The organism is Lacticaseibacillus hulanensis (assembly GCF_004010095.1).
GTDB lineage: Bacteria > Bacillota > Bacilli > Lactobacillales > Lactobacillaceae > Lacticaseibacillus > Lacticaseibacillus hulanensis.
In genome coordinates this window covers 64,530-78,505 of the sequence record NZ_RRYD01000001.1, presented here as the reverse complement: position 1 = coordinate 78,505, position 13,976 = coordinate 64,530, and the positions used below count along the sequence as shown (strand labels likewise).

14 protein-coding genes are annotated in these 13,976 nt (G+C 54.1%); 1 reads left to right on the top strand and 13 read right to left on the bottom strand.

The window, feature by feature from the left end; all coding sequences use genetic code 11:
• Nucleotides 1–69: 69 nt before the first annotated feature.
• Nucleotides 70–633, bottom strand: coding sequence for a hypothetical protein (locus tag EKN00_RS00375; protein ID WP_127848154.1), 564 nt, complete (start codon nt 631–633; stop codon nt 70–72).
• Nucleotides 634–824: 191 nt separating this feature from the next.
• On the opposite strand from EKN00_RS00375, the gene EKN00_RS00370 reads away from it, so the two are divergent.
• Nucleotides 825–2,252 (top strand): C69 family dipeptidase, encoded by a 1,428-nt coding sequence (locus tag EKN00_RS00370; RefSeq protein WP_127848153.1) that lies wholly within the window; start codon nt 825–827, stop codon nt 2,250–2,252.
• A 79-nt stretch (nt 2,253–2,331) separates the two neighbouring features.
• On the opposite strand, the gene EKN00_RS00365 is transcribed toward EKN00_RS00370, so the two are convergent.
• The 12 genes from EKN00_RS00365 to ybeY form a co-directional block, all read right to left on the bottom strand.
• Nucleotides 2,332–3,126 carry a Nif3-like dinuclear metal center hexameric protein gene (locus EKN00_RS00365; protein ID WP_127848152.1) on the bottom strand — a complete coding sequence of 265 codons (795 nt, stop codon included), beginning with the start codon at nt 3,124–3,126 and terminating at the stop codon, nt 2,332–2,334.
• The gene (locus tag EKN00_RS00360) at nt 3,119–3,820 is read right to left on the bottom strand and encodes a tRNA (adenine(22)-N(1))-methyltransferase (protein WP_127848151.1); all 702 of its coding nucleotides are present in this window, start codon (nt 3,818–3,820) and stop codon (nt 3,119–3,121) included. The genes EKN00_RS00365 and EKN00_RS00360 overlap by 8 nt, the downstream gene beginning before the upstream one ends.
• 13 nt (nt 3,821–3,833) lie before the next feature.
• The gene (locus tag EKN00_RS00355; protein WP_127848150.1) at nt 3,834–4,367 is read right to left on the bottom strand and encodes a GNAT family N-acetyltransferase; all 534 of its coding nucleotides are present in this window, start codon (nt 4,365–4,367) and stop codon (nt 3,834–3,836) included.
• A 177-nt stretch (nt 4,368–4,544) separates the two neighbouring features.
• On the bottom strand, nt 4,545–5,651 hold the full coding sequence (rpoD, locus tag EKN00_RS00350) for an RNA polymerase sigma factor RpoD (RefSeq protein WP_127848149.1): 1,107 nt from the start codon (nt 5,649–5,651) through the stop codon (nt 4,545–4,547).
• A 35-nt stretch (nt 5,652–5,686) separates the two neighbouring features.
• On the bottom strand, nt 5,687–7,600 hold the full coding sequence (gene dnaG, locus EKN00_RS00345; protein WP_241559425.1) for a DNA primase: 1,914 nt from the start codon (nt 7,598–7,600) through the stop codon (nt 5,687–5,689).
• A 147-nt stretch (nt 7,601–7,747) separates the two neighbouring features.
• Nucleotides 7,748–9,802 carry a glycine--tRNA ligase subunit beta gene (gene glyS / locus EKN00_RS00340; protein WP_127848148.1) on the bottom strand — a complete coding sequence of 685 codons (2,055 nt, stop codon included), beginning with the start codon at nt 9,800–9,802 and terminating at the stop codon, nt 7,748–7,750.
• 1 nt (nt 9,803) lies between these two features.
• Complete coding sequence (glyQ, locus tag EKN00_RS00335; RefSeq protein WP_127848147.1) at nt 9,804–10,706, bottom strand: glycine--tRNA ligase subunit alpha; 903 nt, start codon at nt 10,704–10,706, stop codon at nt 9,804–9,806.
• 333 nt (nt 10,707–11,039) lie between these two features.
• Complete coding sequence (recO, locus tag EKN00_RS00330) at nt 11,040–11,819, bottom strand: DNA repair protein RecO (protein ID WP_127848146.1); 780 nt, start codon at nt 11,817–11,819, stop codon at nt 11,040–11,042.
• A complete protein-coding gene (gene era, locus EKN00_RS00325; protein ID WP_127848145.1) occupies nt 11,819–12,721 on the bottom strand; it encodes a GTPase Era in 903 nt (300 codons plus the stop codon). Before era ends, recO begins: the two co-directional genes overlap by 1 nt.
• On the bottom strand, nt 12,714–13,115 hold the full coding sequence (locus tag EKN00_RS00320) for a cytidine deaminase (protein WP_127848144.1): 402 nt from the start codon (nt 13,113–13,115) through the stop codon (nt 12,714–12,716). The genes era and EKN00_RS00320 overlap by 8 nt, the downstream gene beginning before the upstream one ends.
• Nucleotides 13,116–13,146: 31 nt before the next feature.
• The gene (locus EKN00_RS00315; RefSeq protein ID WP_127848143.1) at nt 13,147–13,524 is read right to left on the bottom strand and encodes a diacylglycerol kinase family protein; all 378 of its coding nucleotides are present in this window, start codon (nt 13,522–13,524) and stop codon (nt 13,147–13,149) included.
• The gene (ybeY, locus tag EKN00_RS00310) at nt 13,508–13,975 is read right to left on the bottom strand and encodes an rRNA maturation RNase YbeY (protein ID WP_127848142.1); all 468 of its coding nucleotides are present in this window, start codon (nt 13,973–13,975) and stop codon (nt 13,508–13,510) included. Before ybeY ends, EKN00_RS00315 begins: the two co-directional genes overlap by 17 nt.
• Between the last annotated feature and the right edge of the window lies 1 nt (nt 13,976).

The following is a 13,976-nucleotide window of genomic DNA, read 5'->3' as shown; positions in this document are numbered from 1 at the left end:
GACAAAAGGCGACAAACATGATTGCATGTTTGCCGCCTTTTTATTTGGGTGCATTGTTGCTGAAGTTGATTAATCTTTGCCCCGGTGCTGCGTGAATGCGTGTAATTTGAAATCAGCAACAATCAGGGCCGCAGCAATTAGGCCACTCAAGAACCCAGAGGCCAGTTCGCCGCGGATAACCAGTATGACGGTGCCAAGCAAGCCCGCCGCGTAAAGCAGACGCAGCCAAATGAAAGTTGACTTGGTACTGGCCATAATCTCGGCTAACTGCCTGTTCGTCAAATGTGCATCGGCGTCCGAGGCGGTGTCAGGTCGAGTGCGCAGTAGGTGCCACATACTTACGGCGGCGTATCCACCGGCAATTCCGGCCAAGATGTAGATGATCAGCAGAATCAGTACACCCACGCCAAAATATTGGTGTTGCACAGCGGCGATGATGATGCTCACGATGGCAACAATGCTAACCAGCGTCAGGCCAAGAAACGCAGTTATGCTAAGGTACACCGCCGCCTTGTCGACCCAGGTTCGCTGCGATTGATTGCGTTTGAATAGCGCCCGATAATCGAGCCACAGTATCCAGATGATGCACGCGGTTATTGCTAACCGCGTAATGAATCCCAACATTGCCTGCATAAAAGCCACCCTGCCCTTTCGCAGCGATTGCACCCTGCTTCTCCATTAATACTTGCTTGTATTGTAATTTAATCAGTTGACCAACGCAATGGCCATTGGAATTAGTACTGTTGGATTACCACCCGCAACGGTATAATGGACGGTAATTGAGTTTTTCCAGACCATTTAAAAGACATTAAGGAGGATAAGACATGCGTAGTTCTTGCACAAGCATTCTTATCGGTAAGGCAGCCACCGCGGACGGCTCCGTGATGATTGGGCGCAACGAAGATTCCAGGTCTTCCTGGCCCAAGACGGTTGTGGTGCACCCTGCGACGCACCGCGATGAGACCCCGGTCTTCAAATCAAAGGATACGGGTGTTGAAATTAGTTTGCCCAAAGACAGCCTAAAGTACACAGCCACCCCCGAGTGGACGGATAAGTACGGGGTGTTTGAGGAAGACGGCATTAATAGTGCCGGGGTCGCAATGAGTGCCACCGAAAGCGCGTACGCCAATGCCCGCGTGCAGGGTTTTGACCCCTTTGTCGAGTACGGAATTCTTGAAGAGTGCATGGTCACCGTTGTCTTGCCCTACGTTCACACCGCGCGTGAAGGCGTGCGCCGCCTCGGCAGTCTGATTGAGCAGTACGGCACCGGTGAGGCCAACGGAATTTTGTTTGCCGACAGCGACGAGGGCTGGTACATGGAGGTTGTCTCGGGGCACCACTGGCTGGCCCAGCGGATTCCCGACGATGGCTATGCGGTCGTGGCAAACCAGCTGAGCATTCAGGATGTCGACTTCGACAGTGAGGATTTCATTGTTGATGCGACGCTGCGGGACTTTGCGCTGAACGCCCACCTGTGGCGCCCGGGCACGCCATTTTCAGTGCGGCGCATCTTTGGCACCGACGACCCCTCAGACCGGATTTACAACACGCCGCGGGTGTGGGATGGTCACCAGTTTTTGTCTGGCAGCCTGGCCAGCAGCGAAACCCCGACTGACTCAGATTTGCCGTTCATCATGCACGCGAACCGGCCACTACAACTGGAGGACGCAACCGGACTGCTGGCGCGGCACTACCAGGACACCCCGTATGACCCGCAAGGCCGCTTTGCAAAGACGAACCCCGAGGACAGCCGGCGCTTCCGGCCAATCAGTGTCACCGCAACCCAGGAAAGTCACGTGTTGCAATTACGGTCCGACCTGCCCAAGGAGATTGGCAACATTCAGTGGCTCGCGATGGGTGTGCCGTCACAGAGCCAGTACGTCCCGTTTTTTGCCGGGCTGACTGATGTGCCGGCGAACTATCAGGTTGGCGCAATTCCGGCCTCACTCGATTCAGCATACTGGCAGTACAAATTGACCAGTGTCTTAATTGACGCGCACGCGCAGATGTTTGCCCCACTGCTGGAAAACACGCAGGAAGAGGTTCACGCCAAGCACGTTAAGTTAGTGGTGGACACGAACGCGCAGGCGGCTGAATTGTCCGACCCCGACGCACTTGCCAAACTGGCAACGGATTCAACCTTCGAGGCGGCCAAGATTGCTGACGCGGCCTTTGAAAAGCTGCGCATGACGATGCTGGACAAATCCACGGGTCTTGGCAAGTTAACCTTCCGGATGGATCCCAACCTTTAACGATTAATCGGTTCATAATGCAAAAAGGAGCAGTAAAATGCAACCCCGATTCGGGCTGCATTTTACCGCTCCTTTTTTGTTAGAGAAATGTGAATGGATCTGTGTTCAATGTCGATGGCACAATGGTGACATTCCAGCCGTCTGCCAAATTGCGTTCCTGCAGAATTGCGGCCAAATGCTTCTTCATCACGTGTTCGACGTGGTGGCCAACATCAAGCACCGCCACCTTGCTTTCAAGGATGTCGTGTCCGGTGTGGTACGAAACGTCGCCGGTGATGAGCACGTCAGCGCCGGCCGCCGCGGCATCCGGATATACGTCAGCACCAGAGCCGCCCAGAATGGCAACTGTTCGCACTGGTTTATCCAGGTCCTTGGCGATTGCGCGCAGGCCCGTTAACTGCCAGACCGTCTTGCACTGCGCCGCCAGTTCACGAAGCGTGAGGGCGTGCGGTAACTCGCCAATGCGCCCCATTCCCTGGAGTTCACCGGCATCGATGAACGGACGGACGTTGGTCAGATGTAAATCGGCACTGAGCCAGTCGTTCATGCCCGGGTTAGCGTTGTCCAGATTCGTGTGGGCACCAAACACGCCGATGTTGTGCCGCAACAGGTTGGCGTACATCGCGTTTTGCGGATTGCGTTCATCCAAATTATGGGCTGGTCTGAACACGAGCGGATGATGGGCAACAATCAGATCAAAATGTCCGTCGATGGCCTCTTGAACGACACTTGGCCGCACATCTAGGCTCACGAGCACCCGGTTAACTACTGCGTGTGGGTCACCCAATTGCCAGCCGATGGGATCGCCCGGCACCGCCAGTGCGGCGGGTGCATAATCCGTCACGGCCCGCACGATGGTTAAAGTGTCAGTCATTTTCAAGCTCCTTTTGGACAAGTGCCAACCGGGCTTCGGTTGCGGCGATGCGTTCTTGTTGCAAGTGCTGTGCCGCCTTTAATCCCGCCAAAATATTCTTCATGGTCTTTTCTTCGCGCCGCAGTTCGCTGACGAACAGTTCACTGCGTTCCTGACGAAGAATGGGCCCAAATTCGATGTCTGCGGGCGTGTATGGCACGTCTGGTTTAGTGCGACCGGCGACCATGACGGTGTATACGTGGCCCTCATCTTCGAGCATTTTTTCGCTAACAATCCCGTAATCGTTGTCCGCGAGCCACTGGCGCACAATGGGCACGTCGCGGTGCGGGCTCAGGACCAGGGTCTCAGTACCGTCAAGGTGCTTGCGGCCCCGCGTCAGGATTTTGGCAATCAACTCCCCGCCCATCCCGGCGATGACAACGGTGCTGATGCCATCCGTGGTGCGCAGACCCTCAAGCCCGTCTGCCAGCCGCGTCTGGACGACATTTTGCAGCCCGTTGACTTCAATGTTTTGCTTAGCTATGGCAATTGGGCCTTCGCCAACGTCGCACGCGAGCGCAAAATCAATCTTGCCGCTCTGAGCCAGCGCCATGGGCAGGAAGGCGTGGTCGGTACCAATGTCCGCAACCCGTTCGCCGGATTCAACGCAGTCAGCGATTGCCTGCAGCCGCTTGCTTAAATGAATTGTTGCCATGATTGCTCCTTGTCTATTCCTGGTTAAACCATTCGTCGCGCAAAATGCCGTACTTAATTGAGTCCCAGTACTGGCCCTGCCAGTAGCGGACCTGCCGCACGCGCGCTTCCAGCTTAAGGCCCAGGTGGTCGGCAAGCCGCATCATGCGTTCGTTACCGGACCAAGTCGTGAGGCCGATGTGGGGCAGGTTGATGTGGTTAAACAGGTGGGTAATCCACAGCTTGAGGGCCGCGGTACCAATCCCCTGCCCCCAATAATTTTCGTCGTAAATCGTGATGCCGACGTCGAGCCACCGCAGTAGCGCGCCGTCGTCGAAGTAGGCCGAGACCATCCCCACCATGCGGTCGTCCGCCCAGATTACTTGACGATTGGGATTGTCTTGGAATTCGTCAACGCCCACCCGGGTGAGAAACTCGCGCCGCGTTGGCATTTGGTCATGGAAGTATGGGCCGTTCCATTGCGCCCACTCTGCCTTAGGGTTACTGAACGCAAGCTGCCAAAATTCTGCCAATTCGTCATGCGCCAGGGGTTTCAATGTGATTTCCATCGTTGTCCTCCTTGTGTTCTATTAGCATAATTATAACCGTTATTCAATCTTTACGCTCGTGTCAGCTGTCACATACAACAAACTGGCAAATCTGTCGAACAATGTTGGCGTGTCACCACATTTTCACAAAAAAACCTCACGCCAAGTATCAGCGTGAGGTTGATTGAACTGATGAAGCTATTCCAGGAAGTCCTTGAGCTGCTTGGACCGACTTGGGTGGCGGAGCTTGCGCAGGGCCTTGGCTTCGATTTGGCGGATACGTTCACGCGTAACGCCGAAGACCTTCCCCACTTCTTCAAGGGTGCGGGTCCGGCCGTCATCGAGTCCGAAGCGTAAACGCAGGACGTTTTCTTCACGGTCGGTGAGCGTGTCGAGAACGGATTCCAGCTGTTCCTTGAGCAGCTGGTAACTAGCGTGGTCTTCTGGGCTCGTTGCGTCAGCGTCTTCGATGAAGTCACCAAGGTGGGAGTCATCCTCTTCACCAATTGGTGTTTCCAGGGAAACTGGTTCTTGAGCAATCTTCAGAATTTCGCGGACCTTCTCGGTTGGAATGTCCATTTCGGCACCGATTTCTTCGGGAGTTGGTTCGCGACCAAGGTCCTGGAGCAACTGACGCTGAATGCGAATCAGTTTGTTGATGGTTTCAACCATGTGCACGGGAATCCGGATTGTCCGTGCCTGGTCAGCAATTGCACGCGTAATCGCCTGACGAATCCACCAGGTGGCGTACGTGGAGAACTTGAACCCCTTCCGGTAGTCGAACTTCTCGACCGCCTTCATCAGCCCCATGTTCCCTTCCTGAATCAGGTCGAGGAACTGCATCCCGCGCCCAACGTAACGCTTGGCGATGGAAACAACCAGACGGAGGTTGGCTTCTGCTAGACGTTGCTTCGCTTCTTGATCGCCCTGTTCAATCTTGAGGGCAAGCGCAACTTCTTCATCGGCTGTCAGCAAGGATACACGACCGATTTCCTTCAGGTACATGCGCACCGGATCATTAATTTTCACACCACTTGGCGCTGATGTGTCGTTAAGTTCTTTCTTGGAGACCTTCTTGGTGGCCTTAATTGCAGCGACGGCTGGATCACCGTTTTCGTCGACGATACTGATGCCGGAATCTTCGAGGTGCTGCATCAGGTCATCGATGGCCTCACTCTTGAGTTCAAAAGGTTTAACCATCTTCGTTGCAAGTTCATCGGTGGAAATCTGCTTGGCAGGTTTGTATTCCTTAACTAATGCTTTCAGTGCAGATGTGTATTCTTTTTCTTTATCTGTTTTTGCCATTTTAATTCCTCCGATTTCTGGTGGGACTGAATTAATTATAGTTCATTTTGCTTCTGCCGCATCAAGACCACATACTGCGTGGCGAGTGCCGCCTGCTTTTCCTTGTCGCCCAATCGTTTTGCCTGATTCATCTCGGCACGCACCGACGACAAGCGGACCGAAACGTCGCCCTGACTGATAACTTGCTCCAGCTCAGTGATACTGAACTCATTGAGTGGTGGCAAGTTCTCCGTCACAATCGCCGTTGCCAAATCGGCATCTGTCGCATCCAGCGTGGCAATGAACCCTTGATAGTCGGGCGTCATACCGATTGTCACCGGATTGTCCTGAAGAAAGTCCAGCCAGGCCGCAGCCAGGCTTGCACAACCAACGTTCAGAAAATTAACGGTGTCACTCTGCAGGTGCAAAGCCGTTTCCGCATCTGTGAACGCGTAATGCAGTAGTGCTCGCTCTGCGCGATCAAAGCGTGACAGGTACGGCTTGGACGCAGCAATGGGCGTACTTGCCGGCTGCCAGACGTTTGGTTCAGCCGGAATCCACGGATTGTCTTCAGTGTCTGGCGGCAAATCATCATCGCTTGGCCAAGCCGGCGTTCTGCCTTCATCTTCTCCGTTCGGCCCTGTTTCCGGCTGGCTTGCTGCCGGAGTCACCTGCAGTTCGTCAAGTTGCTGACTGAGCACGTCCAGGGGCACCTCAGTTTGCTCGGCGATTTGCTGAAGGTAAACCGTACGGGCAACGGTATCTGGGACCCGTTTAACCACCGTCAGCGCATCCTTGATGTACTGAAGCTTGGCATGGTCATTGAACATGTCCACGCCGCTAGCTAGATGGTGCAGGCGGAACGCGGTCGGCGTGAGGACGACTTTGAGCTGGTCGGCAAACGCCTTGGCCCCACGCTTTTGGATGAATTCATCGGGATCCAGATTATCGGGGAGAAAGGTGACACCAACATCCACGTCTGTCCCCTCGAACATCCCCAGCGCGCGGCTGATTGCCTTTTGCCCCGGAGCGTCACCGTCGTAACAGATGGTGACCTTATCGGTGTGGCGGGCAATGCTTTGTACCTGCTTGGGCGTGAGTGACGTCCCCATCGAGGCAATACCGTTCGTGACCCCCGCCTGGTAAGCGGAGATAACGTCCATGTAACCTTCAAACAGAATTAACTGCTTGTCCGTATTCCCCGGCGTATTTAACGCCTTGTCGAGGTTGAACAGCACGTCACTTTTGTTGAAAATCACCGTCTCCGGACTGTTGAGGTACTTGGCCGATGTTTTATCGCCGCTCAGCGTCCGCCCAGAAAAGCCAATGGTTTCGCCGCGTTCGTTCCGGAGCGGGAACATCACCCGATTGGTGAACCGGGCGTAGAGGCCGCCGTTACTGCGATCAACCAGCAGTCCGGTTTGTCGCTGCTCGTCACGACTGATGTCCTTACTGTTTAAGAACTTAACCAGCAAGTCCCCGTCTTCCGGGGCAAAGCCGAGACCGTACGCATCGATGGTTTCATCCGTCAATCCGCGTTCGTGCAGGTAGCTCAACGCCTGACGACCACTATCGGTGTTAATCAGCAGGTGGTGGAAGAAATCCGTTACCTGCGCCAAAATGTTCTTTTGCTGGCGCACAGCGGGATTTTCGGGCCGTCCGGAATTCAGATTCACGTCAAGGGCAATGCCCGCGTAATCTGCCACCTTCTTCACCGCGTGGATGAAGTCGAGGTGGTCGTATTCCATGACGAACTTGAAAACATCTCCCCCACGCGAACAAGAGAAGCACTTAAATAGTTGTTTTTGCTCCGTCACCGTAAATGAAGGTGTCTTTTCCGGAACGAATGGGCACAGACCGAATAAATTTTGACCACGTTTTTCCAGTGCCACGTACTGACCAATATAGTCAGCGATGTTGACGGCTGCACGAATTTCGTCAATTTTTTCTGTTGGTACCATTCCTGCCATGAAACACACCTCCAATCAAGCGGTAAGCAAAAGGCGCACCCCAAATTAAGGGGCACGCCTTCACACCAAACTGCGTAAAAGCGCAACTTACATTGTAACGCCACAGTTCGATTTTTTCAAATTTTCCACGCAGAAAAATTAATATATTTATTTAGCAATCACGACGGTCAAGTCCCCAAAGCGACGGGTGATTTGGGCCAGCCGGTTCAACTCTGCGAGGCGGTTGGTCCGCACGGCGTCATCGTCCGCCATAACCATTGTGGCTTCAAAGTACGCGTTAATGGTTGCAGTCAGGTTGCTCAGCTGGACAAACAAATCATCCAGGTCGGCCTGGGCGTTCAAACCATTAATTGCATCGTGAAGTGCCCCTTCACTATCGTTTTCGAACAGTTCTGGTTTGACCTTTGCGTCCACCGGGTTCTTGGTGGCAATCCGCACTACCCGAGTCAGTGCCTCCATGTGGTCCTTGAAGTCAGGCTTGTCGGCGTTCTTGCTCAGGGTGGCTGCAGCGGCGACTTCGGCAGTCACGTCAGCGGAACCCATCGCGGTCACGGCGTCAATGATGTCGTGACGAACGTGCCGCAACTGGAGGAGCTGACGCACACGGTCCTGAATGAAGCTGGTAACTTGGTCGGCGTTTTTGCTGTAGTCCAGGCCAGCATCTTGCTTTGCGGCCTTCAGCTGGGTCGCAATGAGCATTTGCAGCAGGTCAAGTGGCAATGAGACGTGCGCGTTGTCCAGCATGCGCACAATCCCGTAAGCCTGACGCCGCAGTGCGTATGGGTCGTTGCTCCCACTAGGAATCATATCGACGGCGAAGAATGACAGCAAGGTGTCCAGCTTGTCGGCCATCGCGAGCACAGTACCGACCTTGCTTGTTGGCAGGTCACCCTCCGCGGAGATTGGCATGTATTGTTCGCCAAGTGCCGTTGCCACCGTCGCGTTTTCGCCCTTGATTGAGGCGTAGTGTGCGGCCATGGTCCCCTGCAGTTCGGCGAATTCACCGACCATGCCGGTAACCAGGTCGAACTTGTAGATTGAAGCGGCCCTTTGCAGGTCCTTCTTCTCGTCGGCAGTCAGGTCAAAACTCGGTGCAAGGATGGCACTGATTGTCTGAACACGGGACATCTTCGCCGCCATTGAGCCGAGCTTTTCGTGGAAGGAAACGTTCTGCAGTTTAGCCACGTATTCCTCAATGCTCTTCTTCTGGTCTTCAGCGTAGAAGAAGGCTGCATCTTCAAGCCGGGCCGTGAGCACCTTTTCGTTCCCGCGAATAACGTTGTCCAGGTATTCGCTGTTACCGTTGCGCACCCCGATGAAGACGTTGACCATTTTCCCGGAGTTATCGCGCGCGTAGAAGTAGCGCTGGTTGTCCTTCATGGAGGTAATCAGTACTTCTTCAGGAATGGACAGGTACTTAGCGTCGAACTTGCCGGCAAAGGCGGTTGGCCATTCGACCAGGTTGTTAACCTCTTCAAGAAGGTCAGCATCCAGATCAACTTGCCAGTCATTTGCCTGGGCAATCTGTTTGATTTGGTCCGCGATGAGCTGTTTGCGCTCCGTTGGGTCAACGATGACCTTCTGGCCGCGCAGTGCTTCGACGTAATCTGCTGGCGTGTTGATGGTGACTTCGTGGCCGAGGAACCGGTGGCCCTCAGTTGTCTTACCAGCCTGCACGTCAAGGAGCTGCATTGGCACAACTTGGTCATCAAGGAGGCTAATAATCCAGTGCACGGGCCGAATGAATTCGAAGTCGTAGCTACCCCAGTGCATGCGGGTTGGGAAGGTCAAGCTCTTGATGACATCAATCAGGCCACTTAGGATTTCGGCGGCTGGCTTGCCGGCGATTTCCTTGTGCAGGTACACGTATTCGGTGCCCTTGATGTCTTTGAACGTGATGTCGTCAACGGTCATGCCCTTGCCGCGGGTGAAGCCCATTGCGGCCTTGGACCAGTTGCCATCCTTGTCGAGCGCAATTTTCTTCGCGGGGCCCTTAACGTCTTCGGCGATGTCCGCGGTCTTATCGGCCACGTCATTAATGATTAAGGCCAAACGGCGCGGGGTTGCGAGCTTCGTGATGGTGCCAAAATCCAGTTTAGCGTCCTTTAGGTACTTGGCCGTTTTGTCAGCAAGCTGGTTTAAGCTTGGGGTGACCACGTGTGCGGGCATGTCTTCTAGGCCAATTTCAAGTAAATACTGCATGTTAGTCCTCCTCCGCTACTTTGTCATCGTGGAGCAACGGGAATCCGAGCTTCTTGCGTTCCGCAACGAATGCACGGGCAATCTTGTGCGCCATCTTCCGAATTCGGCTCAGATAGCCTGCACGTTCGGTGACAGAAACGGCACCGCGCGCGTCAAGCAGGTTGAACGTGTGGCTGCACTTCAAGATGTAGTCGTACGCTGGGTGAACCAGACCGAGATCCATCAGGCGCCATGCTTCCTTTTCGTAGTCGTTGAAGAAGCGCAGCAACATTTCCTGGTCGCTCTCCTCAAAGGAGTACTTGGAGTGTTCGTATTCAGGTTCCTTGAAGATGTCACCGTAGTAAACACCATCGCCCCATTCGAGGTCGTAAACCGAGTTCACATCCTGAATGTAGCTGGCCAGGCGTTCGACACCGTATGTGATTTCGCTGGTAACGGGACTTACTTCAAGGCCACCGACAACCTGGAAGTAGGTGAACTGGGTGACTTCCATTCCGTCAAGCCATACTTCCCAACCAACACCGGCACAACCCATTGATGGGTTTTCCCAGTTGTCTTCAACGAAACGAATGTCGTGTTCCAGTGGTTCAATACCCAAGGCGCGCAGAGAATCGAGGTAGTATTCCTGGATGTTCTCTGGTGATGGCTTCATCACAACCTGGAACTGGTGGTGTTGGTACAAACGGTTCGGGTTTTCACCGTAACGGCCGTCAGCTGGACGCCGTGATGGTTCAACGTACGCCGCGTTCCATGGTTCTGGGCCAATTGCCCGCAGGAACGTGTATGGGCTCATCGTCCCCGCCCCTTTTTCTGTATCGTAGGCTTGCATGAGCATGCAGCCCTTACCGCCCCAGAAGTTTTGCAACGTCTGGATCATGGTTTGAACATTCATTTTCTTGACCATGAAAAACTCTCCTTTAAATTGGTTTACTAAAAATAATTGACTGAAGCCCTGCCACTGCAGCACTCCCACAGGTCGTCCGGGAAAATAAAAAAAGCGCCTCTATGCCAATTTGGCATAGGGACGCTGTTAGCGCGGTTCCACCCTACTTCGCAGAATAAATTCTGCGCTCTTTCGTGTAATGGCTCAAAAACGCCAATCATTTGCATTGCCGATCCGGCTTCCACGGCCCCGGATTCGCTGGTGGGTGCAACAAATGACCCTTTTTCTCGTCGCCTGTTCAACTGTTGCCCAGTTTAGCACAGAGGTGTGTTCAGGGCAAGGGGAAAACGCCTGTCAGCGCGGGCTGAGCGGCTTAAGTTTGCGACTACCACTAAGCATCTGGTCCAAGAAGCGTTTGGCCCTCGGCGTTACACCGACCATATCCTCGTACAACCGGTCAATAATTGTCCGCAGCTCTACCTTGGTGGCCGGAGCAACGTTCACCTTGCCGAGTTGCTTCAGCGTAATCGTCGAAAAGAGCCGCAAATAATACATGCTCCGCGGAGAAACGTGGTAGCGGTGCTCGTCTAGCTGCCAGTGGTTACTGCAAAGCACCCCGCCGTACGCCTCCGAAAAATCGAGGGGCAAATCACTCCGGCCGCAAACGGTGCAGTCCTGCCAGTGCGGGGCCACGCCAAACGCACCTAACAACTGAATCTCAGCGATGTGGCCGATGATTTGTGCGTCCACGCCGTCATCGATTTTTTGCAGCGCCGCTTTCGCAAAGTTAAACCACTGCGGGATTGGCTCGTTTTCGGGGAACGCCAGGTCGATGAGACCGAGGACGTAAGTGGCGTACGCGTTAGCCATGAGGTCGCCTGCGATGTGCTGAAACTGGTTGGCATCGCGCACCGAGGTGATGTACGAGAACCCATCCTTGATGGTGCCCCAGTACTGCGCGTGCGTGAAGGGTAAAATGCCCGCGGCGAACTGAAAACCGGGTTTACGGGCACGGTGGCAGATGAAGGTACGAATGCCGTACTGATCGGTCAGAATCTTGACCAGCATATCCGCTTCCCGATAATTGTGACGCGACAGGACCAGCCCAGCGAACTTGACCTGCGCGCCCCGCATTAGCGCAGGTCCTTCTTGTTATAGCCCAGCGTGCGCAGGTATGCGTTGTTGTCACGCCAGTTTTTTTGCACCTTCACCCAGAGCTTAAGGTTAACCTTTTCGCCCAGCAGGTTTTCGATGTCGCGACGAGCCCGAATCCCGATTTGCTTGAGCATCGAGCCGCCTTTCCCGATGATAATCGCCTTTTGGCCATCACGTTCAACGAAAATGTTGGCTTCAATCTGGAGCTTGCCCCCAGCGTAATCCTTCATGCGCTCAACGACGACCGCCACCGCATGTGGCACTTCGTCGTGGCTCAATTCCAGAATTTTTTCGCGAATCAGCTCACCGACAACGAAGTATTCAGGGTGGTCGGTTAATTCATCGTCAGGGTAGTATTGCGGCCCCTCGGGCAGAGTTGCCGTGAGTGACTTCAGCAGTTCGTCGACGTTGTTCCCCTCGGTCGCCGAAATCGGGAACACTTGATCAAAGTCGCGCATCCGGCTGTACTGGTCAATCAGCGGAATTAATTCGTCGGGGTGCACCAGGTCAATCTTGTTAACGAGCAGGAACACTGGCTTGGTGACCTTCTTTAATTCCTCAATAATCCACTTGTCGCCGCGACCGGGCTGTTCGTCCGCCGCAACCATGAACATGACGGCATCAACCTGGTTGAGCGTGGACAACGCGGCTTGGTCCATGTATTCGTCCAACTCGTTTTGGGGCTTGTGGATTCCGGGCGTGTCGACAAAGACGATTTGGGCGTCATCGGTGGTGTAAATCCCGTTGATCTTATTCCGCGTCGTCTGCGCCTTTGGGGACATGATGGCAATCTTCTCCCCTAGGATGCGGTTCATGAAGGTTGATTTGCCGACATTAGGCCGGCCGATGATGGCAACAAATCCGGAACGATGGTTAGGCATTGTGCATGTCCTCCTTGTTAAATGCGCCGGGCAAAAGGGCGCCGACAGTAGTTTCTTCAATTACTCCGTGCAGGTTACCTAGAAAAACTGGCGTGTCGGCGTTCATGAATTCAGTCATGGCTTGACGGCAGGCGCCACATGGTGATACCCCGCCATCAGTGTCTGCGACCACGGCGAGTGCGGTAATCTTGCGCACGCCGGCGCTCGCGGCACCAAAAATTGCGTTACGTTCGGCGCACATGGTGATACCAAAGGATGCGTTCTCGATGTTGGCACCACTAAAGTGCCGGCCATCAGCAGCCACGGCCGTTGCGCCAACCTTGAAGTGTGAGTATGGAACGTACGCGTTTTGTCGAGCAGTAATGGCCTCTGCCATCAATTCTTCTTTATCCATGATTATTCTCCCTTAAACCCGTTGTTGTTCGTTAAAAGCAGGCCAGCAGCCCTGGGCCAAACAGCCAGATTGCCGCGGCTAAAACCCCTAGGCAAATCAGTAAAGTTGCGCCCGCCGCCAAATCCTTCGCTCGTCCAGTTGCTTGCAGCTGGTGATCCGGAGCGATGGCGTTGGCCAGTGTCTCGATTGCGGTATTGATGGCCTCGGCAGCTAGAACCGCAGCAATACAAACCGCGAGCACCACCCACCTGTACCACTGCACGTGCAGGAAATACGCGAGGCAAATTGCAATTGCTGCCGCCAGCAGGTCAAACCGGGCATTCCGTTCGGTGCGCACCATGCTGACGAGGCCAGCCAGTGCGTGGTGCAGTGCCTGGCCAAAGTTCTTATTCTTACCGTTCGAGGCCATATGCAGACAGAATTTTCTCCTGAAGTGGAATCATTACTGCTTCATCTTCAGGCTTGATGTGGTCGTAGCCATTCAGGTGCAAGAAGCCGTGAACGACGGTGTAACCCAGCTCGCGTTCAAAACTGTGCCCGTAATCTTCTGCCTGGGCCTTAACCTTGAACGGGTCGATGAAAAGATCGCCGATGTTTTCGGGAATCCCCTCGAAGCCGGCAAACTCGTCGTCATCAGATTCCCCATCTTCAATGGCAAAGCTAATGACATCGGTCACCCGGTCGGTGTTGCGGTATTCGCGGTTGATGCGCTGAATCTCGTCGTCGTCGACAATGGTGATGGACATTTCTGTGTCGTCGGCCGAGCCAAGTTCCTTTGCGGCAAAATCTACTAACTTAATTGCGAGCTCTTTGTGTTCTTCGCTTAACAAGTTGTTGTCATCGTACAGGGTCAAATCCATG

Bases quoted from the DNA above. Each gene is read 5' to 3' on its own strand.
- EKN00_RS00355 (WP_127848150.1), bottom strand. From the start codon at position 4,367: ATGGAAATCACATTGAAACCCCTGGCGCATGACGAATTGGCAGAATTT.
- EKN00_RS00315 (WP_127848143.1), bottom strand. From the start codon at position 13,524: ATGGCCTCGAACGGTAAGAATAAGAACTTTGGCCAGGCACTGCACCAC.
- glyQ (WP_127848147.1), bottom strand. From the start codon at position 10,706: ATGGTCAAGAAAATGAATGTTCAAACCATGATCCAGACGTTGCAAAAC.
- EKN00_RS00320 (WP_127848144.1), bottom strand. From the start codon at position 13,115: ATGGATAAAGAAGAATTGATGGCAGAGGCCATTACTGCTCGACAAAAC.
- dnaG (WP_241559425.1), bottom strand. From the start codon at position 7,600: ATGGCAGGAATGGTACCAACAGAAAAAATTGACGAAATTCGTGCAGCC.
- EKN00_RS00365 (WP_127848152.1), bottom strand. From the start codon at position 3,126: ATGACTGACACTTTAACCATCGTGCGGGCCGTGACGGATTATGCACCC.
- EKN00_RS00370 (WP_127848153.1), top strand. From the start codon at position 825: ATGCGTAGTTCTTGCACAAGCATTCTTATCGGTAAGGCAGCCACCGCG.
- era (WP_127848145.1), bottom strand. From the start codon at position 12,721: ATGCCTAACCATCGTTCCGGATTTGTTGCCATCATCGGCCGGCCTAAT.
- ybeY (WP_127848142.1), bottom strand. From the start codon at position 13,975: ATGGATTTGACCCTGTACGATGACAACAACTTGTTAAGCGAAGAACAC.
- glyS (WP_127848148.1), bottom strand. From the start codon at position 9,802: ATGCAGTATTTACTTGAAATTGGCCTAGAAGACATGCCCGCACACGTG.
- rpoD (WP_127848149.1), bottom strand. From the start codon at position 5,651: ATGGCAAAAACAGATAAAGAAAAAGAATACACATCTGCACTGAAAGCA.
- EKN00_RS00375 (WP_127848154.1), bottom strand. From the start codon at position 633: ATGCAGGCAATGTTGGGATTCATTACGCGGTTAGCAATAACCGCGTGC.
- EKN00_RS00360 (WP_127848151.1), bottom strand. From the start codon at position 3,820: ATGGCAACAATTCATTTAAGCAAGCGGCTGCAGGCAATCGCTGACTGC.
- recO (WP_127848146.1), bottom strand. From the start codon at position 11,819: ATGCGGGGCGCGCAGGTCAAGTTCGCTGGGCTGGTCCTGTCGCGTCAC.